This is a genomic window from Polaromonas sp. (assembly GCF_029945925.1).
Taxonomy (GTDB): Bacteria; Pseudomonadota; Gammaproteobacteria; order Burkholderiales; family Burkholderiaceae_C; genus Polaromonas.
Window position 1 is genome coordinate 131987 of sequence record NZ_JAQSDN010000042.1, and the last position, 23365, is coordinate 155351.

The window sequence follows — 23365 nt, forward strand, 5'->3', positions numbered from 1 at the left end:
GCATGAAACTCGTTCAACAAGAGTCAACAACCGGCGGCAGGTGGCACCCCACCAAACGCGTCAGCGGCGGCTTTACGCTTATCGAACTCATGATCGTCGTCGCGGTCATCGGAATTCTGGCTGCGGTTGCCGCCCCAAGCTACCGGGAATCCGTCGCCAAGAGCAGGCGGGCAGAAGTCCGAACCCTCCTGCTGGAAGCCTCTCAATGGATGGAGCGCCACTACTCCGAAAATTTCAGGTACGACCAGAACACCGCCGGAACGGCTGTGGCAGACATCTACCCCGCAAACCTGGCGCAGTCGCCTAGGGACGCAGGAGGCGCCTACACCATTGCAGTATCAGCGTCAGCTCAAAGAAGCTACACCCTCACGGCAACGCGCGTTGCGGGGGGGCCCGTGGCGTCTGACAAATGTGGCAATTTTCAAATTACCAACACTGGGGTAAAAAGCAACCCCGGATTCTCCACATCATCCTTCAGCTCGGCATCGGCAGCAGCTACGGCTTGCTGGAAATAGTTGTCGTTCGGGTGCGTGAAAAAAAAGGCCTGAATTGAAACTCCGTGAACTGCCGGACATGCGGTGGATAGTCGCAATTGCTGCCTCCATGGCTCTGCACTACGGAGTTTTTGTCGCACAACCGCTACTCTCGCGTTTTGGCGCGCCTCAAGGCCAAATCCAGTCCGGCGGTGGCGTACAGCGCATCGTTGTTCGCGTCATCGAACAAACACCGGTGTCCGTGGGCAGCCCCCCAATGGCGTCAACTATGGCCACACGTGAAATGCCGCAACCAGCCAAGATCGAAGCGGATCGTGTGCGGGACGCTGCGGATACGATGCTTCTAGACACTTGGCGCCCCGACGCAGACACGAGGTTTTACGCCATTGAAGAGGTCGATCAACCAGCGCTCCCTGTCCTGAATTGGCAATTTCCTTCGCAAACTCCTGTCTTTATCCAACTTCGACACCTGATCGTCCAAGTCTGGATCGCGGAGAATGGAGATATCCTGAATGTGGCGTTACTTTCCTCACACCCGCAAATCCCGCGGGAGCAGAAGCAGGACATCGAATGGAGCTTGATGCAAACCCCAATGACTCCTGCCACTAAAAATGGCCGACAGGTAGCCAGCCAACGAACACTCGAAATGGCTCTTGAGTTCTGACTTTTTTCGCTTGCGTCATTGCAGGTACGTTTTTCCAGATCCGGACTGCACAAAATTGGCTGACTTACCTTGACCTCAAGCAACATGACAAGCGCCCTGGAGCTGGCCAGGGACTCCCTGCTCCTGACCTCCCCCAACCCCCGAGTCGGTTGCGTACTTGCGGATAGCGATGGCATAGTCCTGGGCAAAGGCCACACCCAACGCGCTGGCGGCCCCCACGCCGAAATCGTGGCCATGCGGGACGCAGAAGCGCACGGCCACTCGCTGCGCGGCGCCACCGCCTGGGTCACCCTCGAGCCCTGCTCCCACCACGGGCGCACCGGGCCCTGCTGTGACGCCCTGATCGCCGCCGGCATCAAAAAGGTCGTGGCATCGGTTGCAGACCCCAATCCCCTGGTGGCCGGACAGGGCTTTGCGCGCCTGCGGGCCGCGGGCATTGAGGTCGAGGTCGGGCCCGGCGCGCAGGAGTCGCGCGAGCTGAACATCGGTTTTTTCAGCCGCATGATTCGCAAGACGCCCTGGGTGCGGATGAAGGTGGCGGCCTCGCTCGACGGCAAGACGGCGCTGGACAATGGCAAAAGCCAGTGGATCACGTCCGACGCTGCTCGGACCGATGGCCATGCGTGGCGCGCGCGCTCCTGCGCCGTGCTCACCGGCATCGGCACCGTGCTTGAAGACAACCCGCGCCTCGATGTGCGGCTGGTCGACACGCCGCGCCAGCCGCATCTGGTGGTGGTGGACAGCTGGCTGGAGACGCCGCTGGACGCTCATCTTTTCATAGCTGGTCGCGCGCTCTACATCTACGCTGCCGAGCAAAATGATGCCAAAAAAGCAGCCCTTGAAGCGCGCGGTGCAACCGTGGTTTATCTGCCGGACAGCGGCGGCAAGGTGGACCTGGCAGCCATGTTGCGCGACCTGGCCGTGCGCGAGGTCAACGAAGTCCACGTCGAGGCCGGGCACAAGCTCAACGGATCGCTGATCCGTGAAGGCCTGGTCGATGAGTTTCTGGTCTACCTGGCCCCCAAACTGATAGGCCAGGGCAGCGGCATGGCCAATTTCGGGCCGATCACCGAGCTTTCACAGGCGGTGGACCTCGAGTTTCGCTCGACCGACCGGCTGGGCTCCGATCTGCGTATCGTGGCCAGAGTCAGGGGACACGACCTCTTTTAGCCCTGCTTTATCGGCCCGGCCCATGGCCGCCCGCAATCTCTGCGAAAATAGCGCCATGTTTACCGGAATCATCACCGGCGTGGGGCGCATCGTCGCCATCCATAGCCTGGGCAGCTCTTTGGACCATGGCAAGCGACTCACCATCGAAGCGCCATCGGGCTACCTCGACGACGTGGGCCTGGGCGACAGCATCGCATTGAACGGCGCCTGCATGACCGTGACAACGCTTGACCTCTCCAACAACCAGTTCCTGATTGAAATATCGGCTGAATCGCTGGCAAAAACCAGCGGTCTGACCGAGCCCGGCCCGATCAACCTTGAAAAAGCGCTGCGCGCCAACGACCGGCTGGGCGGCCACATCGTTGCCGGCCATGTCGATGGCATTGGCACCGTCACACATTTCGCCCAGGTGGGTGAAAGCTGGGAGTTGCGCATCTTCGCCCCGCGCGAACTGGCGAAGTACCTGGCCTACAAAGGTTCCATCACGGTCAATGGCGTCAGCCTGACCGTCAACTGCGTCACCGATCTGGAAGGCAACCAGGCCGGCTGCGAGATCAGCATCAACCTGATTTCCCACACGGTTCAAAACACGGCCCTGGGCCATCTGCGACCACAATCGCAGGTGAACCTGGAAATTGACCTGATTGCGCGTTATGTCGAACGCATGCTCCAAAGCGGAAAGAACACCTGAACCCATGACGATCGCCATCTCCCCTGTTGAAGACATCGTGGCCGACATGCGGGCCGGCCGCATGGTCATCCTGGTCGACGAAGAAGACCGCGAAAACGAAGGCGACCTGGTGCTGGCCGCCGATCACGTGACCCCGGAAGCCATCAACTTCATGGCCCGTTACGGCCGGGGCCTGATCTGCCTGACATTGACGCGCGAGCGCTGCGAGATGCTGCAATTGCCGCCCATGGCCACCCGCAATGGCGGGAAATACAGTACCGCCTTCACGGTGTCGATCGAGGCCGCCGAGGGCGTGACCACCGGCATCTCCGCGGCAGACCGGGCCCGCACGGTGCAGGCCGCTGTCGCCAAAAACGCCCAGGTCAGCGACCTCGTGCAACCGGGCCACATCTTCCCCTTGCAAGCGGTCGATGGCGGCGTGCTGATGCGCGCCGGCCACACCGAAGCCGGCTGTGATCTGGCCGGCATGGCAGGCTGCTCGCCAGCCGCCGTCATCTGCGAGATCATGAAAGACGATGGCACCATGGCCCGGCTGCCCGACCTGCAGGTCTTTGCCGCAGAACACGGGCTGAAAATCGGCACGATTGCCGACCTGATCGAACACCGCAGCCGCCACGATTCGCTGATTGAAAAAATCGGCACACGGACACTGCAGACCGCGTTTGGTGAATTCACCGCGCATGCCTTCAAGGACAAGACCAGCCAAGGACTGCATCTGGCCTTGGTCAAGGGACAGTGGTCCCCGGAAGACACGGTGGCTGCGCGGGTGCACGAACCACTGTCAGTGCTTGACGCGCTGGAAACCGGCCGCTCCATGCACTCCTGGAGCCTGGACCAGAGCTTGGCGCATATTGCCAAAGAGGGCAAAGGCGTGGCGGTTCTGCTCAATTGCGGCGAAAGCGCGGCGCAGCTGCTTGAACAATTCGAAGGCACGGCACGCGCCAGCCAGGCCCCCGAGCGCGGCCGCATGGACCTGCGCACCTACGGCGTGGGCGCGCAAATCCTGCGCGAGTGCGGCGTGCACAAAATGAACCTGATGGGCAACCCGCGCCGCATGCCCAGCATGACGGGCTACGGCCTTGAGATCACCGGCTACATTGCCAACAAAAAGGATTAACCGTGTTTGGTGCAGAAAAAGGTACGGCCGACAAGCTGGACGGCAAAAAACTCTCGATTGGCATCGTCCAGGCGCGTTTCAATGAAAGCATCACCAATGCGCTGGCCAAGGCCTGCTGGCAGGAACTGCTGGCGCTCGGTGTCGAGGAAAAAAACATCCACCATGTGAAGGTGCCGGGCGCGCTCGAGATTCCCTCGGCCCTGCAGGCCATGGCCGAGCGCGACCAGTACGACGCGTTGGTGGCGCTGGGCTGCATCATTCGCGGTGAAACCTACCACTTCGAACTGGTCGCCAACGAAAGCGGCGCCTCGGTCAGCCGGCTGGCCCTGGACTACCAGTTGCCGATTGCCAACGCCATCCTGACCGTCGAAAACACGGCCCAGGCCGAAGCCCGCCAGACCGACAAGGGCCGCGATGCGGCGCGCGTGGCGGTGGAAATGGCCAACCTGCTGAACGAACTTGACTGATACCCTGGTCCTCCCCTCCCCCAACAAGCGCGCCATGACTGAAACGACCCCTCTCAAACCCAAGCGTCCGCCACAGACCCGCAATGGCCTGACCGACACGGGCGTCAAAAAAGCCGCCGACAAGTCAGCGCGCACCCGGGCACGCGAGTTTGCGCTGCAGGCGCTGTACCAGCATCTGGTGGGGCGCAACGAAGCGTCGTCCATTGACGCGTTCACCCGCGACCTGGTGGGTTTTCACAAGGCCGATGCGGCGCATTACGACGCGCTGCTGCACGGCTGCATTGCCGAAGCCGCGTCGCTGGACGACAGTGTGACGCCTTTGCTGGACCGCAAGATGGCGGAAATATCGCCGGTGGAACATGCGGTGCTGTGGATTGGCACCTACGAGTTCAAGCATTGCCTGGACGTGCCTTACCGCGTGATCATCAACGAATGCATCGAGCTGGCCAAGGCCTTCGGCGGCACCGACGGCCACAAATACGTCAACGGTGTGCTGCACAAACTGGCACCGGCCTTTCGCGCCGCTGAAGTCGCCGCCGACAAAAAAGCCTGAGGCGCACGGTGAGCGACATCAGGATTGCCCGGCGCGCCCAGCGCATCGAACCCTTTTATGTGATGGAAGTTGCCAAGGCCGCGGCAACCATGGCCCAGCAGCTTGCCCACACGGCAGAGCCCATGATTTTCCTGAACATCGGCGAGCCGGACTTCACCGCGCCGCCGCTGGTCCAACAGGCCGCGGCTCGCGTCATTCAAGATGGCAACACCCAGTACACCCAGGCGACCGGCCTGCAGCCGCTGCGCGAACGCATCAGTGACTGGTATGCCACGCGCTTCCAGGCCGACGTGGCGCCCGGCCGCATCATCATCACCGCCGGCGCCTCGGCGGCGCTGCAGCTGGCCTGCCTGGCCCTGATTGAAGCGGGCGACGAGATCCTGATGCCCGACCCGAGTTACCCCTGCAACCGGCACTTTGTCAGCGCCGCCGACGGCAATGCGGTGCTGCTGCCGACAACGGCTGAAGAGCGCTTCCAGCTCAGCAGCGCGAAAGTGCAGGCCGCCTGGACCGACAAAACCCGCGGTGTGCTGCTGGCCTCGCCGTCCAACCCGACCGGCACATCGATTGCGCCGGAAGAGCTGCGGCGCATCCACGAGTTTGTGCACAGCCGCGGCGGCATCACCCTGATTGACGAGATCTACCTGGGGCTGAGTTACGAGGCGCATTTCGGTCAGACAGCGCTGGCGATGGCGGGCGGCCTCGGCGACAGCATCATCAGCATCAACAGCTTCAGCAAGTACTTCAACATGACGGGCTGGCGCCTGGGCTGGCTGGTCGTGCCCGAGGCGCTGGCGCCGGTGATCGAGCGCATCGCGCAGAACCTGTTCATCTGCCCCAGCACCGTAGCCCAGCACGCCGCCCTGGCCTGTTTTGAACCCGACAGTCTGGCCGAATACGAACGGCGCCGCGCCGAGTTCAAGGCCAGACGCGACTACTTCATCCCCGAACTCAACCGCCTGGGCCTTCGCGTGCCTGTGATGCCCGACGGTGCTTTCTACGCCTATGCCGACTGCACAGACGCCGCGGCCCGGTTGGGCGTCAGCGGCAGCTGGGACTTTGCGTTTGAGCTGATGAAACGTGCCCACCTGGCGGTGACCCCCGGGCGTGATTTCGGGACGATGGCACCGGAGCAGTACGTCCGCTTTTCCACGGCCAATTCCATGGCCCAGCTGAAAGAGGCCGTCGCCCGGCTGGAGGCCGTCCTTGGCTGAGGCCGCCGGTGCCGGGGCGGCCGCCACATTCCAGTGGCCCCTGCGGGTCTATTGGGAAGACACGGATGCCGGCGGCATCGTGTTCTACGCCAACTACCTGAAATTTTTTGAACGCTCCCGCACCGAGTGGCTCAGATCACTGGGCATTGAACAACACAACCTGCGTGAGAGCACCGGCGGCATGTTCGTGGTGACGCAAACCAGCGTTCGTTACCTGCGCCCTGCGCGCCTGGACGACGAACTGATTGTTACCGCGAGCCTGATCGAAAAGGGCCGGGCGTCCTTGATAATCGGGCAGCAGGCGCTATTAAAATCAGAGCATTCGCAAGACCTCCTGTGTGAGGGCACGATACGCATCGGCTGGGTGGAGGCCGCCAGCCTGAAGCCCGCCAGAATTCCCGCCACCATCCTTGATCGTCTGGAAGCCAAAACATGAACCAGGATTTATCCATTGTCAGCCTCATTCTCAACGCCAGCTGGGTGGTCCAGGGCGTGGTGGCACTGCTGATCGGCGTGTCGATCGCGAGCTGGGCCGCCATCTTCCGCAAGATCGTCTCGCTCAAGCGCGTGCAGTCGCTCAACGACGAGTTCGACCGCGAGTTCTGGTCCGGCACCAGCCTGAACGACCTGTTTGCCGCCGCCAACCAGAATGCCAAACACAGCGGCCCGATGGAGCGCATTTTTGCCAGCGGCATGCGTGAGTTCCAGAAGCTGCGCGAGCGCCGCATGGAAGACCCCGGCACCCTGCTCGACGGCGCCCGCCGCGCCATGCGTGCCAGTTACCAGCGTGAAATGGATGCGGTGGAATCCAACCTGTCCTTTCTGGCCACGGTCGGCTCGGTCTCGCCCTACGTCGGCCTGTTCGGCACGGTCTGGGGCATCATGCACGCGTTCACCGGCCTGGCCGCGCTGGAGCAGGTCACGCTGTCCAGCGTGGCGCCCGGCATTGCCGAAGCGCTGGTGGCCACGGCCATCGGCCTGTTTGCCGCCATCCCTGCGGTGGTGGCCTACAACCGTTTTGCCCACGATATCGACCGCGTGGCCAACAAGCTGGAGACCTTCATCGAAGAGTTCTCCAACATCCTGCAGCGCAACCTGGGCGCCCATTCGCCCTCCGGCCACTGAGATGTGGGCCCCCACACTTTTCACTTCGTGTAATGCGCTGCCCCCCGGGGGGGCGCTGCGCCTGCGGCCCGGCAGAGCCGGTTCCGCGGCCCCTGCTGACGAAGAGATCCCGGCGCAGCGGCCGGCTTAGGAGAAACATATGCCTGCAGTTTCATCCCGCGGCCGAGGCCGCCGCACCATCAGCGAAATCAACATGGTGCCTTTCATCGACGTGATGCTGGTGCTGCTCATCATCTTCATGGTGACGGCGCCGTTGATCACGCCCAGCATGATTGCGCTGCCCAAGGTCGGCAAGGCGCCGGGCCAGCCGCCCAAGCCAGTCCAGATCGAGATCAGCAAGGACGAAATCATCCAGATCAAGTCGGCGGGCGTGACCACACCGGTCAAGCTCGGCGAGGTCGGCGCCGCCGTCAAGCGCCTGCAGCCGGCGGTGCCGGCCGGTGAGCAGGTCACACCGGTGGTGATCAGCGCCGACAAATCCATCAAGTACGAAACCGTGGTCAAGGTCATGGACGCGCTGCAAAAGGCCGGTGTGGCCCGCGTCGGCCTCTCGGTGCAGACCGGCAACTGACCCCCTCCCTGCGCTGAATTTTTTCATGCCCATCGCAGCCGAACGCCCCGAGTTTGCCCCGCACCGCGAGCCCGGTGCGTTGCGATCCTTCGGCCTGGCGGTGCTGGTTCACCTGCTGTTGATCGCCGCTCTGACCTGGGGCGTGAACTGGAAGCACAGCAACCCCGATATCTCGTTCGAAGCCGAACTCTGGTCCAGCGTACCGCAGGAAGCCGCGCCCAAACTGGTGGAAGCCCCGCCACCGCCACCCCCTCCTCCTCCCCCACCGGAGCCCGTGGTCAAGGCGCCACCGCCGCCCCCCGCACCGGACGTGGACATCGCGCTGGAGCGGGAGAAAAAACGCAAGCTCGAACTCAAGAAGAAGGAAGCTGAACTGGCCAAAGCCAAGGCCGAGCTGGACAGGCTGAAAGAACTCCAGGCCAAAAAGGACAAGGAACTCAAGGCGAAGGAAGAATTGGCCAAACGCAAGGCGGAAGAAGCGAAAAAACTCGAAGCGAAAAAAGCCGACGACAAGAAGCAGGACGCGAAAGACGCAGAAAAGAAAAAGCTGGCTGACGCCGCGGCAGAAAAGCAGCGGCAGGACAACATCAAGCGGGCCATGGGCCTGGCCGGTGCCACGGGCAGCGCCGACGCCAAGGGCACGGCACAAAAAGCCAGCGGCCCGTCCGCCAGCTACGGCGGCAAGGTGCGCGCCAAGGTCAAGCCCAACATTGTCTTCACCGAGGACATCTCCGGCAACCCGACCGCCGAGGTCGAGGTGCGCACCGCGCTGGACGGCAGCATCATCAGCCAGCGCCTGATCAAGTCCAGCGGCAACAAAGCCTGGGACGACGCGGTGATCAAGGCCATCATCCGCACCGAAACCATGCCGCGCGATGTGGACGGCCGGGTGCCGACGCCGATGATTCTGGAATTCCGGCCGAAAGACTGAGTACCTGCGCCCTGACTGTCATCCCGGACTGAGTCTGTCCCGGGCTTGATCCGGGAATCCTGGATCCACGCGGCATGAACCAGCGGCCGGGTCAATCCAGCATGGATTGCGGGTCAAGCCCGCAATGACGCCCCTGGAAGCAGGTTAGTTCAAGCTCGAAACAACAGCCCGTTCGCTATATATTTAATAGCTGTCTGTGCCCGTGAAATAAGGGCTTGAGCCATTATTTACTCATAAACTATGCTAGCCAGCCCCTGGTCGGCCTGCGCCATCCAGCTGGCCAGTGCCGCGTCGGTCGGGAAAAATTTCGCGGCTTCACCGAGCTGCAGTTCGGCCACCACGCTGTCGCGCTTGAGGCTCAGGCGCACCGGCAGGCCGCGGCTGACCTCGCCCTGCTCCGACATTTCCTTGCGCGGCGGAAAGTCCCGCACGATACGCTGCACGTCCGGCGCCGTGCCGTTGACCGCCACGCGCAGGTACTTGCCGAAGCGGCAGCGCGCCGACTCCAGGCTCCAGACCTGCGTCACCTTGAAGCGGCGGCCAAAGCGCTCCGACGCCGGTTGCAGCGTGCCCTGCACGATCACCAGTTCATCGTCTTTCAGCAGGTTGCGGTTGGCGTTGAAGGTGGCCTCGTCCACCGAGGCTTCCAGCGTGTCGGTCTTGTCGTCGAGCTTGAAGATGATCAGCTTGCCGCGGTTGCCGTTGATCACACGCAGGTCGCTGACGATGGCCGCCAGCAGGGTCTGGTCGCGCGAATCGATCAGGTCGTCGATCCTGCGTTTGACGAACTGCCGCACCTCGGTCTCGACCTCGTCGAACAAGTGCCCTGAAAGATAAAAACCGATGGCGGTTTTTTCCTGCACCAGCCGCGCCTTGACACCAAAAGGCACCGCCTCCAACAGCGGCGGCTCCTGCGTGCTGGCAGCATGGGAGTCCATGTCGAACAGGCCGCCCTGGTTGACGTTGGCCTCGGCCTGGGCGGCGAATTCGAAGGCGCGGTCCACCGATGCCAGCAGCGACGCGCGGTTCAGTTGCAGGTTGTCAAAAGCGCCGGCCTTGATCAACGCTTCGACCGTGCGCTTGTTCATTTTTGACTTGTCGACCCGCAGGCAGAAGTCGTACAGCGAGGTGAAGGGCCCGCCCGCCTCGCGCGCTGCCACGATGGCGGCAATCGCCTGCTGGCCGGTGCCCTTGACGGCGCCCAGGCCGTAACGGATGCTCTTGTCGGTGATCGGCTCGAAGCGGTAATGCCCGCGGTTGACATCGGGCGACTCGAAGCTGATGCCCATCTTCTGCGCGTCGCCGAAAAGAATCCTCAGCTTGTCGGTGTCGCCCATCTCCACCGTCATGTTGGCGCAGAAGAATTCAGCGGTGAAATGCCGCTTGAGCCAGGCGGTGTGGTAGGCCAGCAAGGCGTAGGCGGCCGAGTGCGACTTGTTGAAGCCGTAGCCCGCGAACTTCTCCATCAAGTCGAAAACCTCGTCGGCCTTCTCCTGCGACAGGCCGTTGATGCCGGCACCCTTGCGGAAAATTTCCCGCTGCGCGGCCATCTCCTTTTCGTCCTTCTTGCCCATCGCGCGGCGCAGCATGTCGGCGCCGCCCAGCGAATAACCGCCCAGGATCTGCGCGGTCTGCATCACCTGCTCCTGGTAGACCATGATGCCGTAGGTCTCTTCCAGGATGGGCTTGACGCGCGGGTCCGGGTACTCGGGTGTTTCCTTGCCCTGCTTGCGCGCAATGTAGGTCGGGATCAGGTCCATCGGACCCGGCCGGTACAGCGCATTCATCGCAATCAGGTCTTCCAGCCGGTTCGGGCGCGCATCCTTGAGCATGCGCTGCATGCCGATACTTTCAAACTGGAACACCGCCTCGGTCTTGCCTTCGGCAAACAGCGCGTACACCCGCTGATCGTCGAGCGGCAGATTCTCGAACTTGAAATCCTTTTGCGCCGGGTGCCGCTGGACGATGAACTCGCGCGCCAGCTCCAGGATGGTCAGTGTGGCCAGGCCCAGAAAGTCGAACTTGACCAGGCCGATGGCCTCGACGTCGTTCTTGTCGAACTGGCTCACCGCCGAGGTGCTGCCGGGCTGCAGGTAGAGCGGGCAGAAATCGGTGAGTTTGCCCGGCGCGATCAGCACACCGCCGGCATGCATGCCGACATTGCGCGTCAGGCCTTCGAGCTTGCGCGCGAGCTCGAGCAGGGTGCGCACGTCTTCTTCCTTGGCCTCGCGCTCGGCCAGCACCGGTTCGGCCTCCAGGGCGTACACCATCTTGTCGTTTTTCTTGCGATCAGCAGGCACCAGTTGCAGGGTCACGGCCTGGCCCGGCTTGTTCGGGATCAGTTTGGAAATGCCATCGCAAAAGCCATAAGAGAAATCGAGCACGCGGCCGACGTCGCGAATCGCGGCGCGTGCGGCCATGGTTCCGAAGGTCACGATCTGGCTGACCGCCGCGTGACCGTATTTGTCTTTCACGTAATCGATCACACGGTCGCGGTTGGTCTGGCAGAAGTCGATGTCGAAGTCGGGCATGGACACCCGCTCCGGGTTCAGGAAACGTTCGAACAGCAGGTTGTACTGCAAAGGGTCCAGGTCGGTGATCTTCAGCGAATACGCAACAAGGGAGCCGGCACCGGAACCCCGTCCCGGCCCGACCGGGCAGCCGTTGTTCTTGGCCCAGTTGATGAAGTCGCCCACGATCAGGAAGTAGCCCGGAAAACCCATCTTCAGGATGGTGTTGATCTCGAACTCCAGCCGCTCCACGTATTGCGGCCGCTTCTCGTTGCGCACCGCTTCATTCGGGTACAGATGCGCGAGCCGCTCTTCCAGCCCCTGAAACGACGCGTAGCGGAAATACTCGTCGGGCGACATGCGCACGCCGTCGACTTCGGGCGTCGGATACTCGGGCAGCATGGGCTTGCCGAGGTCGAGCTTGAGGTTGCAGCGTTTGGCGATTTCCACTGTATTGGCCAGCGCCGAAGGCAGGTCGGCAAACAGCTCGGCCATCTGCGCCGAGGACTTGAAATACTGCTCGCGCGTGAACTTGCGCACGCGCCGCGCATTGCCGAGGATCTCGCCCTCGGCAATACAGACGCGCGCTTCATGGGCCTCGTAATCCTCGTAACCCAGAAATTGCACCGGATGCGTCGCCACCACCGGCAGCTTGAGCCGGGCGGCCAGTTGCACCGCCGCCGCCACATGCTGCTCGTCGTCGGCGCGTTGCGCGCGCTGCAGTTCCAGGTAAAAGCGGTGCGGGAACAGGCCCGCAAAATGCAGCGCACATTCCAGCGCGCGCGGGCCGTCGCCCTGCACCAGCGCCTGCCCCACCGCGCCGCCCTGCGCGCCGGACAGCGCAATCAGCCCCTCGCCGAGCTCCTGCAGCCATTCCAGGCTGATGATGGCCTGGTCGCGCACCACGCCCCGGGTCCAGGCCCGGGTCAGCAACTCCGAAAGATTCAGGTAGCCCTGGCGGTTTTGCACCAGCAACAGCAGCCGGGCCGGCGCCGCACCCGCTTCCTTGCCCGGCACCTGCACCCACACGTCCGCACCGATCAGCGGCTTGACCCCGGCGCCGCGCGTTTCCTTGTAGAACTTGACCGTGCCGAACAGGTTGCCCAGATCGGTGATGGCCAGCGCGGGCTGGCGGTCGGCCGCTGCGGCGGCCACGATTTCATCGATGCGGTTGGTGCCATCGACGACTGAAAACTCGGTGTGGATACGTAAATGGACAAACATGGCTTCATTTTAGGGCGTGGATGTTGCCCCCACGGTTGCTCGCTTCGCGTAGCGCCCTGCCCCCCGAGGGGCCGCTGCGCCTGCGGCCCGGCAAAGCCGGTTCCGCGGCCCCGGCTTGAATTAAAGGCATCCCCCTACAATTCCGGCATCATGAAAGTTCTGAACATTGCGGCCTACAAGTTTGTCGCCCTGGAAGGCCTGGCAGAGCTGCAGGCCGGGGTGCGGGAAGCCCTGCAGGACCGCGCCATCAAAGGCACGGTGCTGCTGGCCGAAGAAGGCATCAACCTGTTCCTGGCCGCCCCGCGCGCCGACATTCATGATTTTTTGGCATGGTTGCGGCGTGATGCCCGTCTCCATGACCTGGAGGTCAAGGAAAGCTGGTCCCATGCCCAGCCTTTTCGCAAACTGCTGGTCAGGATCAAGCCTGAAATCATCCGCATGAACCACCCGGCCATCCAGCCGGCGGCCGGCCGCGCCCCGGCGGTGGATGCGGCGACGCTCAAACGCTGGCTGGATGCGGGCCACGACGATGACGGGCGCCCCGTGGTGACGCTGGACACGCGCAACGACTTCGAGGTGGATGTGGGCACCTTCCGGCATGCCATCGACTGGCGCATCACCAAATTCACCGAATTCCCGCACGCCCTGTTACAGCACCAGGAGGCGCTCAAGGGCAAAACCGTGGTGAGCTTCTGCACCGGTGGCATACGTTGCGAGAAGGCCGCCATCTTCATGCGCGAGGCCGGCGTCGAACATGTCTTCCAGCTTGACGGCGGCATCCTCAAATATTTCGAGGAAAGCGGCCACACCCACTTTGACGGAGAATGTTTTGTCTTCGACGAGCGGCGCGCACTCGACCCGGCATTGAAACCCCGCGTGAATGTCGGGGCATTGTCTGACAGCCCGACATCGGAAGACATGGAAAGCTGAACGGGTTTTTCGGGCCCTGCCGCCCTTCCACCTTTTTTGCATCGAGCCGCCATGCCCACACCCAATGCCGCCCGCCACGCCGCCACCGGGACTTCCAGCCTGGCGCAACGCTTCCAGCAGGTCCGCAGCCAGACCGAACGGCTCGTTCAGCCCCTGAGCGCCGAGGATTGCCAGTTGCAGTCCATGCCCGACGCCAGCCCCGCCAAATGGCATCTGGCCCACCTGACCTGGTTTTTCGAAACCTTTGTCCTCGAGCGTTTTGAAAAGGACTTCCGGCCTTTCGATGCCAGCTTCAGGGTGCTGTTCAACAGCTATTACAACGGCGTTGGCGACAAGTACCCGCGGCCGCAACGCGGCCTGATCAGCCGGCCGACCCTGCAGCAGGTGCTGGCCTACCGGGCCGAGGTGGACGAGCGCGTGCAGACCCTCCTGCGGCGGACCCCGGCCGGTCCTGCCGAAAACGAGCTCGCGCAACTGCTGACACTGGGCCTGCACCACGAGCAGCAGCACCAGGAACTGCTGCTGACCGACATCAAACACGCCCTGTCCTTCAACCCGGCGCGGCCAGCCTATGCCGGGCACTGGCCGCTGGCGGGCATCAGCCCGCAGCCGCTGCGCTGGATGGGTTTTGAAGGCGGCCTGCTGGAGCACGGCTTCGACCCCGCCATGGACGGCGCCTTTGCCTTTGACAACGAGACGCCGCGCCACAAGGTGTATGTGGCGCCGTTTGACATCGGCCACCGGCTGGTCACCAACGGGGAGATGATGGCTTTCATGGCGGACGGCGGTTACCGGCGGCCCGAGCTGTGGCTGGCCATGGGCTGGGACTGGGTGCAAGGCACTGGGGCGACGATGCCGCTGTACTGGCAGATGCCTGACACGCAAAACGGCCCGTATCGCAACTTCACGCTGCAGGGCCTGGTGCAGGTAGACCCGCACACGCCCGTCTGTCACCTCAGTTATTTCGAGGCCGACGCCTATGCACGCTGGGCCGGTGCGCGCCTGCCGACAGAGTTTGAATGGGAGCTGGCGGCGCGCAGTGTGTCAGCCCCGCCCGGCCAGCGCGCCGAGGGCAACTTTGTCGAAGGTGGCGCCTACCACCCGATCCCGCTGCAGCAGCGCAGCACAGGCCACCCGGCCCAGATGTTTGGCGATGTCTGGGAGTGGACCCAGTCCAACTACAACCCCTATCCCGGCTACAAGCCCTGGGAGGGCCTGGTCGGCGAATACAACGGCAAGTTCATGTGCAACCAGTTCGTGCTGCGCGGCGGCTCCTGCGCCACGCCGCAAGGCCATGTGCGCACCAGCTACCGCAATTTTTTTCCGCCGGAGGCGCAGTGGCAATTCAGCGGTTTGCGGTTGGCACGCGACGGCGCCGCCGCCTGAAACTCACGCTGCGGTAAAACGGCGCTCGGGCAGCGCAATCAGCTCCGCATCCCCCGGCACCTGGCCCATGGTCTGGGCCTCCCAGTCGCGCGAGGCCTGCACAATCCGCTCCTTGCGGCTGGACACGAAGTTCCACCACATGAAGCGGTGGCCATCCAGCGCGTCGCCGCCTATCACCATCAGCCGCACCGCTTCGCCGGCCGTGATCGATGCCGCCGCGCCCGGCGCCAGCACGGCCAGCGTGTGCGCAGCCACCTGTTCGCCGTCCACCAGCACCGAGCGGTCCACGGTGTACAGCGCCAGCTCCTCGGCCAGCGGCGGCAGTTCGAACACCGCGCCGGCAGCGAGCTGCACATCGAGATAGAGGGTCGGAGAAAAAGTGCGTACCGGCGAACGCTGGCCAAACGCGTCGCCGATCAACACACGAACCTGCGCGTCGCCCAGCACCAGCGACGGAATGGCCGACGCCGGGGTGCGCACGAAATCCGGCGGGGCCTCTTCATGCTCGCGCGGCAGGGCCGCCCACAGCTGGATGCCGTGGTTGACGTAGGTGCTTGCCTCGAGCTCCTGCGGCGCACGCTCGGAATGCACGATGCCGCGTCCGGCCGTCATCCAGTTGATGGCGCCGGGCTCGATGCGCTGGCTGGAGCCCAGGCTGTCGCGGTGCATGATGGCCCCGTCAAACAGGTAGGTCACCGTCGCCAGGCCGATGTGCGGATGTGGCCGCACGTCGTGCGAGTCTCCGGGGGCCACCGTGACCGGGCCGAAATGGTCAAAAAACAAAAAGGGCCCCACCGCCTGCCGCTGCGCGGCGGGCAGCAGACGGCGCACCCGAAAGCCGCCCCCGAGGTCCTTGTCGTGTCCGGTCAATGTCAGGTCAACAGGCATGGCGGTGACTCCAGAACGTGGTTTATTGAGATCTCCATCAATCATGACAGGCCACTTGCTACCGTTCGCCCTGAGCTTGTCGAAGGGCTTCGACAGGCTCAGCCCGAACGGCGGGGTGTCATGAAGGACGAAAACATCAATAGCTGGCGGGTGAGGTCAGGCGTGAAATTTCGCGGCCACATCGGCCACCCGCTGGCCGAACAGCCGGGCCGTGGCCAGGTCGCCCGCGGCCATCTCGCTGGCGCCCGCGTCGGAAGGCGACTGCGCGATCGCTCCGCTGTAGGACACGAGGTAGTTGATGTCGTCGCGCTGGGCGGCCTTGCTGTTCGACGGCATCAGGCCCTGGCTGACCCAGACCATGCCATGCTGCATTGCCAGCGTGAACAGCGTGGTGAGCGTGCCCTGCTTGTCGCCGTTCATGCCCGCGCTGTTGGTGAAGCCGGCGGCGAGTTTGTCCTTCCACTCCTGGCTGAACCACGGTTTGGAAGATGCATCGGCAAACTTCTTGAACTGCCAGCTCACGTTGCCCATGTAAGTGGGCGAACCGAAGATGATGGCGTCGGCAGCTTTCAGCTGCTCCCAGCCACCCTCGGGGAGGTTGCCATCGGCGTCGATGGCCAGAAGCTCGGCACCGGCACCTTCAGCAACCGCCTGCGCCATGCGCTGGGTATGCCCGTAACCGGAGTGGTAAACGACGACGACGTTGGTCATGGTGTGTTGTCCTTGGGTTCAGAAAAGGAAGGGAAGAGAAGAGGAAGAAGACAAGGAAGAGGAGGAAACAGGCAGGCCGGCACTGGAGCCAGCCTGCGGAAAGCAGATCATGACGTTTCGCGATCAGCCTTTGAGTTTGCCGTCCACGCTCCAGGCACCGGCACCCCAGGCGACGATGGTCAAAAGGCCACCGACCACGGCGATGTTCTTGAAGAAGGCCTGCTGTTGCTGCATGACCATCTCGGCCGGCACCGCCCAGAAGTTGTGAAAGATGAAGGTGATCACCAGGGTGAACAAGGCGATACCCAGCGCTGCCCAGCGGGTCTGGAAGCCGATCAGCAGCAGCAGGCCCAGGCCCAGTTCGATGCCAATGGCGGCGGCCGCGGCCAGTTCTGGCAGAGGAACACCCTTGGAAGCGATGTAGCCGGCCGTTCCGGTGAATCCGGCGATCTTGCTGAAGCCGGCTGGCACAAACAGCAGGGCGATCAGTATGCGGCCGAACAGGGAAAACGGGTTCTGGAGGGAGTTGAGCATGGTGAGTCCTTTTTATTGAGAGTGATGAAAGAAAAAATTTGAACCAAAGCGCCCGGCCGTGCAAGTCCCGGGCCGCTTCGGCACTTCGGCGTTCAGGCCGTCAGATCGAAAACCAGTACCTCGGCGTCCTTGCCATGGGACAGCTGCAGCCGGCCCTCGGCTTCCAGCTGGAGCGCGTCGCCCGCCTTCAGAGCCTGGCCATTGACCTGGAGTTCCCCGCGCACCAGGTGCACATAGGTCTTGCGTTGCGGGTTCAGCGCCATGTCGGCCGTCTCGTCGCCGTCGAACAGGCCCGCATAAACCCGGGCGTCCGCGTGAATCGTCACCGAGTCCTGCGCGCCGTCGGGCGATGCCACCAGCCGCAACGCGCCGCGTTTGTCGCTGTCGGGAAAACTTTTCTGCTCGTAGCTGGGCGGGATGCCGGTGACATTGGGCTCGATCCAGATCTGCAGGAAATGCGTGGTCTCGCCTTCGGCATGGTTGAACTCGCTGTGCTGCACACCGGTGCCCGCACTCATGCGCTGCACGTCACCGGGCGGAATGCCCTTGACGTTGCCCATGCTGTCCTTGTGCGCCAGTTCGCCGCTGAGGACATAACTGATGATTTCCATGTCCCGGTGGCCATGCGTTCCGAAGCCCTTGCCAGCAGCAATCCTGTCTTCATTGATGACGCGCAGGTTGCCAAAACCCATGTGGGCCGGGTCGTAATAACCGGCAAACGAGAAGGAATGGAAGGACTTGAGCCAGCCGTGGTCGGCGTAGCCGCGTTCGCTGGATGATCGGGGGGTCATCATGGGGAGCTCCTTTCGGGGTGCATGTGAAATGCGTTTGCAATGACTCCAATGTAGGGGCCGGCGCGCCACTGGCCATTGCAGTTATTTGATGGCATCATTCAAATTGTTTGAATCATCAACCCCTCAATGAACAACCGCGTGCGCGATGCGCTGACCCCCGAAACCATAGGCCTGATCGGCACCGTTCACCGCACCGGCAGCATGGCGGCGGCCGCACGCGAGCTCGGCGTGGTGCCCAGCGCGCTGACCTATCGCATCCGCCAGGTGGAAGATGCGCTGGACGTGCTGCTGTTCGACCGCTCCTCCCGGCAGGCCAAACTGACCGAGGCGGGCAAGGAGCTGCTGCGCGAAGGCACACGCCTGCTGGCTGAACTCGACGCGGTGGCCAACCGCGTCAAACGTGTGGCCACCGGCTGGGAACCCCAGCTGACGCTGGCGGTGGACAGCGTGATCTCGCGCACCACCGTGATGGAATTGTGCGAGGCCTTTTTTGCACTGAACCCGCCCACCCGCCTGCGGCTGCGGGAAGAAGCCCTGTCCGGCACGCTGGAAGCCCTCACCTCGGGCCAGGCCGATCTGGCCATCGGCGTGGCCATCGAGCCCGGCATCCACAAGTCGGTGCAAAGCAAGCCGCTGGGCAGCATCCATTTCATTTACGCCGTCGCGCCGCACCATCCCCTGGCGCAGGCCCCCGAGCCCGTCACCGATGCCATGCTGATGCCACACCGCGCGGTGGCGGTCGCCGACTCGGTGCAGCGGGGAAGCGGCGTCTCGGTCGGGCTGCTGGGCGGCCAGGACATCTTCACCGTGCCGGGCATGCAAGAAAAACTCGATGCGCAGCTGCGCGGCCTGGGTGGCGGCTTTCTGCCCGAATACCTCGCGCGGCCCCACATCGCCACCGGCAGGCTGGTTGAAAAACGCGTGCAGCGGGCAGAGCGCCACATCCCCGTCAGTTATGCCTGGCGCCGCGTGACCACCGGCAGCGAGGGCCGCGCCCTGCAGTGGTGGCTCAAACAGCTGGACAGCCCCGCGACGCGAAAGGCCCTTCTGGAGCGCGACCATGCTGTGTAAAACCCTGACCCGCAGCGAATGTCCGGCCGGCCGGCTACGCCAGCGTGTAGAGTGTGATCATGATTTCCATTGATGTTTGCGCTGTGCTGCCAAAATCCGGAAAAGCCCGCCACCGAGACCTGCAGGCCAACCGCCCTTTTCACCCCGCCATAAAAAGTACAAAGACATGACCAAAAAATCCCGCTCCGCTTCCCCCGCCATGCCCGTGCCACGCCATATCGCCGTGGTCGGCGCGGGCATGGCCGGCATCGCCTGCGCCCGCACACTGATGCAGGCGGGCCACCGCGTGACGGTGTTCGAAAAAAGCCGCGGCCCGGGCGGGCGCATGGCCACGCGCAACACGGAATTTGGCGGCTTTGACCACGGCACGCAGTACTTCACCGTGCGTGATGCGCGTTTCGAAAAGGCGCTGGCCACCAGCCCCGGCCTGGTGCGGCCCTGGAGCGCCAACACCGTGCGCATCCTCGACGAGGCGGGCCGTGTCGTGGCGTCCGCACCGCCACCCAGGGAAGCCCACTGGGTGGCGACACCGGGCATGAGCGCGCTGCTCAAGCAGTGGGCCCAGCCCCTGGCTGCGGCCGGCTTGCTGACGCTGGAAACCCAGGTCATCCGGATGGAACGCGACAAGCTGCACCCCGAGCGCTGGCAGTTGCAGACCGAAGGCCCCGGTGCCAGCAGCCAGGTGTATTCCGGCTTCGACGCCGTGGTGCTGGCCGTGCCCGCACCGCAGGCACACGCCCTGCTGCTCAGCTCCCAGCAGGGCAAGGCCTTGATGCCGGCCCTCGCCGGCGTCGCCATTGCCCCCTGCTGGACCCTGATGCTGGCTTTTCCGCAAGGGCAGCAGCCGACGCTGCCGCACCTGGGGCCGCAGTGGAATGCGGCGCGCAGCACCCACCACCGCATTGCCTGGCTGGCACGTGAGTCGTCCAAGCCTGGGCGCAGCCCGATCGAACGCTGGACCGTGCAGGCCAGCCCGGAGTGGTCCACGCGGCATCTGGATGACGACGACGAGCGCATCAAGGCCAAACTCCTCAGGGCCTTCACCGAGGTCACCGGCATACGCGCCGAACCACCACACGCCGCGGTGCACCGCTGGCGTTATGCGCAAACCACCGAACCCCTGGGCCAGACCCACCTGTGGGATGCCAAATCGCGCATCGGCAGTTGCGGCGACTGGTGTGTCGGCCACCGGGCCGAAGACGCGTTTGTCTCCGGCCTGGAAATGGCATTGGCCATCTGTTAGCCCCGACGCTTTCTGTTTTCCGTTCGTCCTGAGCCTGTCGAAGGATGGGGCGACCTGTCGGAAAATCCATGCAGACCTTGGTTGATCAAGCTCTCCCAGCTCGCTACGTCGGCCGCTTTGCGCCCTCACCCACCGGTCCGCTACACGCCGGGTCCCTCGTCGCCGCGCTGGCGAGCTGGCTTGACGCGCGGGCGCATGGCGGCCAGTGGCTGGTGCGTATCGAAGACATCGACACGCCGCGCTGCGTGCCCGGCGCCGACACCCTGATCCTGCAGCAGCTGGCAGCCTGCGGGCTGCGACCGGATGCGCCGCCGCTGTACCAGTCGCAGCGTGGCGGCCACTACCAGGCCGCACTGGACCAGCTGATTGCCGCCCACCTCGCCTACCCCTGCGCCTGCACACGGCAGGACATTGCACGGGCACTGGAGGCCCGCGGCACGCTGCGGCCACGCCACGGGGAACTGGTCTACCCCGGCACCTGCCGCCATGGCCTGCAGGGTCGTCCCGCGCGGGCGTGGCGCTTCCTCACCGAGAATATTGAACAAAATCGGCCTCCAGCCCTTATGGGGCGTGCGCAAGCAGCTCCTGATTCAGTAGCAGAGCAGATTGTCCGCTGGCAGGACCGCCGGCTCGGCGCGCAGCAGCAGGACGTCGCGCAGGAGGTCGGCGACTTTGTGCTCAAGCGCGCCGACGGCCTGTGGGCCTACCAACTCGCCGTGGTGGTGGACGATGGCGCGCAGGGCATCACCGATATCGTCCGCGGGGAAGACCTGGCCGACAACACGGCGCGGCAAATCCTGCTGCAGCGCGCGCTGGGCCTGCCCTTGCCGCGTTACCTGCACACGCCGCTGGTGCTCGGGGCCAACGGCGAAAAGCTGTCCAAACAGAACGGCGCCAGCGCACTGGACACCACCCAGCCGCTGCAGGCACTCGATGAAGCCGGGCAGGTACTGGGTCTTCCCGCAGGCTTGTCTGCGCGGACGCCCGCTGACTGGCTGCAGCAAGCCGTGGCCCTCTGGAGCCGGGCGACTAAAATTGAGCGGTGATTGAATCCCCCACCTCCAACCCGCCATCAGACCCGCCGTCCAACCCGCCGGAAGGCGCGTCACCCGACCCCATGCGTCTGCGCACCATCCGCAGCTTTGTCCTGCGCACAGGCCGTACCACGGCCGGCCAGGCCAGGGCTTTTGCAGATGCGGGCCCGAAGTTTCTTTTGCCTTATTCGGCAGCGCCGCTGGACGTCGAAGCCGCGTTTGGACGCGTGGCCCCCACCATCCTGGAAATCGGCTTCGGCATGGGCGAAGCCACGGCACAGATTGCAGCCTTGCTGCCGGGGAAAAACTTCCTCTGCTGTGAAGTACACACGCCCGGCGTGGGCGCCTTGCTCAAGCGCATTGGTGAGCAGGGCCTGGCAAACATCCGCATCCTGCAACACGACGCGGTGCAGGTGCTGGACCACATGCTGCCCCCCGGCAGCCTTGACGGTGTACACATCTTTTTCCCCGATCCCTGGCACAAGAAAAAACACAACAAGCGCCGGTTGATCCAGGCGCCATTGGTGTCCAAACTGGCGGCCCGCCTCAAGCCCGGCGGCTACCTGCACTGCGCCACCGACTGGCAGCCTTACGCCGAGCAGATTCTTGAAGTACTCCAGGCAGAGCCTTTGCTGAAAAACACGGCGGACAGTGCCGACGGTTATGCCGCCAAGCCCGACTACCGCCCGTTGACCAAGTTCGAAAACCGTGGCATCAAGCTCGGTCATGGTGTCTGGGACGTGGTGTTTACGCGTGTCCAAGCCGCCTGAAACTGTAGAAGCCCGGGCCCGTACGGCCGCCGAGGCTCTCTCTTCACCAGCAGGGGCCGCGGATCTGGCTTTGCCAGTCCGCAGGCGCAGCGCACCCGAGGGGCTGGAGCCTGCGGCTCCAAAGCTGCTTGAGCAGCTTTGGACAGGCGACAGAGGCGAAGCGTCCCGCGAGCCGCGGCCTGCAAGGCCTCGCGCATTACACGAAGTGACAAGCGTGGGGGCTAAATACGGAGGCCTGCCTACGCGCGAAGGGGTCGGCCCGAGTTGTGTCAGCCTGCCTGCCGGCAACTGGCCCACCATCACCGACTTTCTGGTCCAGCGTTTTCCTGACATTCCGCGTGCGATGTGGCTCGAACGCATGGCCGCTGGTGAGGTTGTCGATGAGTTCGGCGAGGCAGTCACGCCGGCGCGCGCCTACCGCGGCCACATGCGGCTGTATTACTACCGCACCCTGCCAGCGGAGACCCGCATTCCCTTTGACGAAGAACTGCTGTTCCAGGACGACCACCTGGTCGTGGTCGACAAACCGCATTTTCTGCCTGTGACCCCGTCCGGCCACTACCTGCAGGAAACCCTGCTGGTGCGGCTGAAAAACCGGCTGGGCATTGCAGAACTCAGCCCCATCCACCGGATTGACCGCGAAACGGCCGGGCTGGTGCTGTTTTCAGTGCAAGCGCAGGAGCGCGCTGCCTACCAGGACCTGTTCCGCCAACGGGAGGTCAGCAAAGGGTATGAAGCGATTGCGCCATGGCGCGCGGAGCTGACGTTTCCGCGCGTCTGTACCAGCCGCATCGTCGAAGGCCAGCCCTTTTTCCGCCAGGCCGAAGTGGCCGGCGTAGCCAACAGCGAAACCCGCATCGAGTTGCTCGAAGTCAGCGGGCCGCTGGCACGTTACGGCCTGAGCCCGGTCACCGGCAAGAAACACCAGCTGCGCGTGCACATGTATGCGCTGGGCCTGCCTATCGTCAACGATCGCGTGTATCCGCCGCTGGAGCCAACGCCTGAGGACGACTACCGCTACCCTCTGCAACTGCTTGCCCAGCGCATTGCCTTTGACGACCCCTTCACCGGCCAACGCAGGCAGTTCAGCAGCAAGCGGCGGCTGGAACTCCCCTGAACACGGGACGTTGAACACCCGCTGCCGGGCCCCCAGTCAGGCCGGGGCCGCGGAACCGGCTCTGCCGGGCCGCAGGCGCAGCGGCCCCCGAGGGGCTGGAGCCTGCGGCTCCAAAGCTGCTTGAGCAGCTTTGGACAGGCGACAGAGGCGAAGCGT

24 protein-coding genes are annotated in these 23365 nt (G+C 63.9%); 19 read left to right on the plus strand and 5 right to left on the minus strand.

Annotated elements, in window-relative coordinates:
• The first annotated feature begins 2 nt into the window (after positions 1-2).
• The 12 genes from PSV40_RS13970 (at position 3) to tolA (ending at position 8997) form a co-directional block, all read left to right on the plus strand.
• Positions 3-515: a type IV pilin protein gene (locus PSV40_RS13970; RefSeq protein WP_300538680.1), complete on the plus strand. Its 513-nt coding sequence runs from the start codon at positions 3-5 to the stop codon at positions 513-515.
• A 34-nt stretch (positions 516-549) separates the two neighbouring features.
• Positions 550-1158 carry a hypothetical protein gene (locus PSV40_RS13975; protein ID WP_300538683.1) on the plus strand — a complete coding sequence of 203 codons (609 nt, stop codon included), beginning with the start codon at positions 550-552 and terminating at the stop codon, positions 1156-1158.
• Between the two features lie 84 nt (positions 1159-1242).
• Positions 1243-2328: a bifunctional diaminohydroxyphosphoribosylaminopyrimidine deaminase/5-amino-6-(5-phosphoribosylamino)uracil reductase RibD gene (gene ribD, locus PSV40_RS13980; protein ID WP_300538686.1), complete on the plus strand. Its 1086-nt coding sequence runs from the start codon at positions 1243-1245 to the stop codon at positions 2326-2328.
• Between the two features lie 55 nt (positions 2329-2383).
• Complete coding sequence (locus tag PSV40_RS13985) at positions 2384-3019, plus strand: riboflavin synthase (protein ID WP_300538687.1); 636 nt, start codon at positions 2384-2386, stop codon at positions 3017-3019.
• A gap of 4 nt (positions 3020-3023) precedes the next feature.
• On the plus strand, positions 3024-4136 hold the full coding sequence (gene ribBA / locus PSV40_RS13990; RefSeq protein ID WP_300538689.1) for a bifunctional 3,4-dihydroxy-2-butanone-4-phosphate synthase/GTP cyclohydrolase II: 1113 nt from the start codon (positions 3024-3026) through the stop codon (positions 4134-4136).
• 2 nt (positions 4137-4138) lie between these two features.
• Complete coding sequence (gene ribH, locus PSV40_RS13995; RefSeq protein WP_293595733.1) at positions 4139-4603, plus strand: 6,7-dimethyl-8-ribityllumazine synthase; 465 nt, start codon at positions 4139-4141, stop codon at positions 4601-4603.
• 34 nt (positions 4604-4637) lie between these two features.
• The gene (gene nusB / locus PSV40_RS14000) at positions 4638-5156 is read left to right on the plus strand and encodes a transcription antitermination factor NusB (RefSeq protein WP_300538692.1); all 519 of its coding nucleotides are present in this window, start codon (positions 4638-4640) and stop codon (positions 5154-5156) included.
• A gap of 17 nt (positions 5157-5173) precedes the next feature.
• On the plus strand, positions 5174-6370 hold the full coding sequence (locus tag PSV40_RS14005) for a pyridoxal phosphate-dependent aminotransferase (RefSeq protein ID WP_300538817.1): 1197 nt from the start codon (positions 5174-5176) through the stop codon (positions 6368-6370).
• Positions 6363-6806 (plus strand): tol-pal system-associated acyl-CoA thioesterase, encoded by a 444-nt coding sequence (gene ybgC / locus PSV40_RS14010; protein WP_300538695.1) that lies wholly within the window; start codon positions 6363-6365, stop codon positions 6804-6806. The genes PSV40_RS14005 and ybgC overlap by 8 nt, the downstream gene beginning before the upstream one ends.
• Positions 6803-7495 (plus strand): protein TolQ, encoded by a 693-nt coding sequence (gene tolQ, locus PSV40_RS14015; protein WP_300538698.1) that lies wholly within the window; start codon positions 6803-6805, stop codon positions 7493-7495. Before ybgC ends, tolQ begins: the two co-directional genes overlap by 4 nt.
• 139 nt (positions 7496-7634) lie before the next feature.
• On the plus strand, positions 7635-8066 hold the full coding sequence (locus PSV40_RS14020) for a biopolymer transporter ExbD (protein WP_300538701.1): 432 nt from the start codon (positions 7635-7637) through the stop codon (positions 8064-8066).
• A 25-nt stretch (positions 8067-8091) separates the two neighbouring features.
• Positions 8092-8997, plus strand: coding sequence for a cell envelope integrity protein TolA (gene tolA / locus PSV40_RS14025; protein ID WP_300538704.1), 906 nt, complete (start codon positions 8092-8094; stop codon positions 8995-8997).
• Between the two features lie 227 nt (positions 8998-9224).
• Here the strand turns inward: tolA and dnaE are convergent, their stop codons facing one another.
• Positions 9225-12731, minus strand: a complete 3507-nt coding sequence (dnaE, locus tag PSV40_RS14030; protein WP_300538707.1) for a DNA polymerase III subunit alpha — start codon at positions 12729-12731, stop codon at positions 9225-9227.
• Between the two features lie 147 nt (positions 12732-12878).
• Between dnaE and PSV40_RS14035 the strand changes: the two genes are divergently transcribed.
• Both PSV40_RS14035 and egtB read left to right on the plus strand, forming a co-directional pair.
• On the plus strand, positions 12879-13661 hold the full coding sequence (locus tag PSV40_RS14035) for a sulfurtransferase (RefSeq protein WP_300538820.1): 783 nt from the start codon (positions 12879-12881) through the stop codon (positions 13659-13661).
• Between the two features lie 51 nt (positions 13662-13712).
• The gene (gene egtB / locus PSV40_RS14040) at positions 13713-15047 is read left to right on the plus strand and encodes an ergothioneine biosynthesis protein EgtB (RefSeq protein WP_300538710.1); all 1335 of its coding nucleotides are present in this window, start codon (positions 13713-13715) and stop codon (positions 15045-15047) included.
• Positions 15048-15050: 3 nt separating this feature from the next.
• Here egtB and PSV40_RS14045 read toward each other — a convergent pair whose 3' ends face one another.
• The 4 genes from PSV40_RS14045 to PSV40_RS14060 form a co-directional block, all read right to left on the minus strand.
• Entirely contained in the window at positions 15051-15935 is an 885-nt protein-coding gene (locus PSV40_RS14045; RefSeq protein WP_300538713.1) for a pirin family protein, read from the minus strand.
• A gap of 156 nt (positions 15936-16091) precedes the next feature.
• Positions 16092-16646, minus strand: coding sequence for a flavodoxin family protein (locus tag PSV40_RS14050; protein ID WP_300538716.1), 555 nt, complete (start codon positions 16644-16646; stop codon positions 16092-16094).
• A 123-nt stretch (positions 16647-16769) separates the two neighbouring features.
• Entirely contained in the window at positions 16770-17180 is a 411-nt protein-coding gene (locus PSV40_RS14055) for a DoxX family protein (RefSeq protein WP_300538718.1), read from the minus strand.
• A gap of 92 nt (positions 17181-17272) precedes the next feature.
• A complete protein-coding gene (locus PSV40_RS14060; RefSeq protein ID WP_300538721.1) occupies positions 17273-17974 on the minus strand; it encodes a pirin family protein in 702 nt (233 codons plus the stop codon).
• 126 nt (positions 17975-18100) lie between these two features.
• Between PSV40_RS14060 and PSV40_RS14065 the strand changes: the two genes are divergently transcribed.
• The 5 genes from PSV40_RS14065 to PSV40_RS14085 all read left to right on the plus strand — a co-directional run bounded on the left by PSV40_RS14065 (position 18101) and on the right by PSV40_RS14085 (position 23209).
• On the plus strand, positions 18101-19045 hold the full coding sequence (locus PSV40_RS14065) for a LysR family transcriptional regulator (RefSeq protein ID WP_300538723.1): 945 nt from the start codon (positions 18101-18103) through the stop codon (positions 19043-19045).
• 166 nt (positions 19046-19211) lie between these two features.
• Complete coding sequence (locus tag PSV40_RS14070; RefSeq protein ID WP_300538726.1) at positions 19212-20288, plus strand: FAD-dependent oxidoreductase; 1077 nt, start codon at positions 19212-19214, stop codon at positions 20286-20288.
• Between the two features lie 68 nt (positions 20289-20356).
• Positions 20357-21334: a tRNA glutamyl-Q(34) synthetase GluQRS gene (gene gluQRS / locus PSV40_RS14075; RefSeq protein WP_300538728.1), complete on the plus strand. Its 978-nt coding sequence runs from the start codon at positions 20357-20359 to the stop codon at positions 21332-21334.
• A 71-nt stretch (positions 21335-21405) separates the two neighbouring features.
• Positions 21406-22092 carry a tRNA (guanosine(46)-N7)-methyltransferase TrmB gene (trmB, locus tag PSV40_RS14080; protein WP_300538823.1) on the plus strand — a complete coding sequence of 229 codons (687 nt, stop codon included), beginning with the start codon at positions 21406-21408 and terminating at the stop codon, positions 22090-22092.
• 214 nt (positions 22093-22306) lie between these two features.
• The gene (locus tag PSV40_RS14085; RefSeq protein ID WP_300538730.1) at positions 22307-23209 is read left to right on the plus strand and encodes an RluA family pseudouridine synthase; all 903 of its coding nucleotides are present in this window, start codon (positions 22307-22309) and stop codon (positions 23207-23209) included.
• Positions 23210-23365 lie beyond the last annotated feature (156 nt).

Excerpts from the sequence above, each read along its gene's own strand:
- PSV40_RS13970 (WP_300538680.1), top strand. The coding sequence starts at position 3 with ATGAAACTCGTTCAACAAGAGTCAACAACCGGCGGCAGGTGGCACCCC.
- ribD (WP_300538686.1), top strand. The coding sequence starts at position 1,243 with ATGACAAGCGCCCTGGAGCTGGCCAGGGACTCCCTGCTCCTGACCTCC.
- PSV40_RS13985 (WP_300538687.1), top strand. The coding sequence starts at position 2,384 with ATGTTTACCGGAATCATCACCGGCGTGGGGCGCATCGTCGCCATCCAT.
- ribBA (WP_300538689.1), top strand. The coding sequence starts at position 3,024 with ATGACGATCGCCATCTCCCCTGTTGAAGACATCGTGGCCGACATGCGG.
- nusB (WP_300538692.1), top strand. The coding sequence starts at position 4,638 with ATGACTGAAACGACCCCTCTCAAACCCAAGCGTCCGCCACAGACCCGC.
- tolQ (WP_300538698.1), top strand. The coding sequence starts at position 6,803 with ATGAACCAGGATTTATCCATTGTCAGCCTCATTCTCAACGCCAGCTGG.
- PSV40_RS14020 (WP_300538701.1), top strand. The coding sequence starts at position 7,635 with ATGCCTGCAGTTTCATCCCGCGGCCGAGGCCGCCGCACCATCAGCGAA.
- tolA (WP_300538704.1), top strand. The coding sequence starts at position 8,092 with ATGCCCATCGCAGCCGAACGCCCCGAGTTTGCCCCGCACCGCGAGCCC.
- dnaE (WP_300538707.1), bottom strand. The coding sequence starts at position 12,731 with ATGTTTGTCCATTTACGTATCCACACCGAGTTTTCAGTCGTCGATGGC.
- egtB (WP_300538710.1), top strand. The coding sequence starts at position 13,713 with ATGCCCACACCCAATGCCGCCCGCCACGCCGCCACCGGGACTTCCAGC.
- PSV40_RS14045 (WP_300538713.1), bottom strand. The coding sequence starts at position 15,935 with ATGCCTGTTGACCTGACATTGACCGGACACGACAAGGACCTCGGGGGC.
- PSV40_RS14050 (WP_300538716.1), bottom strand. The coding sequence starts at position 16,646 with ATGACCAACGTCGTCGTCGTTTACCACTCCGGTTACGGGCATACCCAG.
- PSV40_RS14055 (WP_300538718.1), bottom strand. The coding sequence starts at position 17,180 with ATGCTCAACTCCCTCCAGAACCCGTTTTCCCTGTTCGGCCGCATACTG.
- PSV40_RS14060 (WP_300538721.1), bottom strand. The coding sequence starts at position 17,974 with ATGATGACCCCCCGATCATCCAGCGAACGCGGCTACGCCGACCACGGC.
- PSV40_RS14065 (WP_300538723.1), top strand. The coding sequence starts at position 18,101 with ATGAACAACCGCGTGCGCGATGCGCTGACCCCCGAAACCATAGGCCTG.
- PSV40_RS14070 (WP_300538726.1), top strand. The coding sequence starts at position 19,212 with ATGACCAAAAAATCCCGCTCCGCTTCCCCCGCCATGCCCGTGCCACGC.
- gluQRS (WP_300538728.1), top strand. The coding sequence starts at position 20,357 with ATGCAGACCTTGGTTGATCAAGCTCTCCCAGCTCGCTACGTCGGCCGC.
- trmB (WP_300538823.1), top strand. The coding sequence starts at position 21,406 with ATGCGTCTGCGCACCATCCGCAGCTTTGTCCTGCGCACAGGCCGTACC.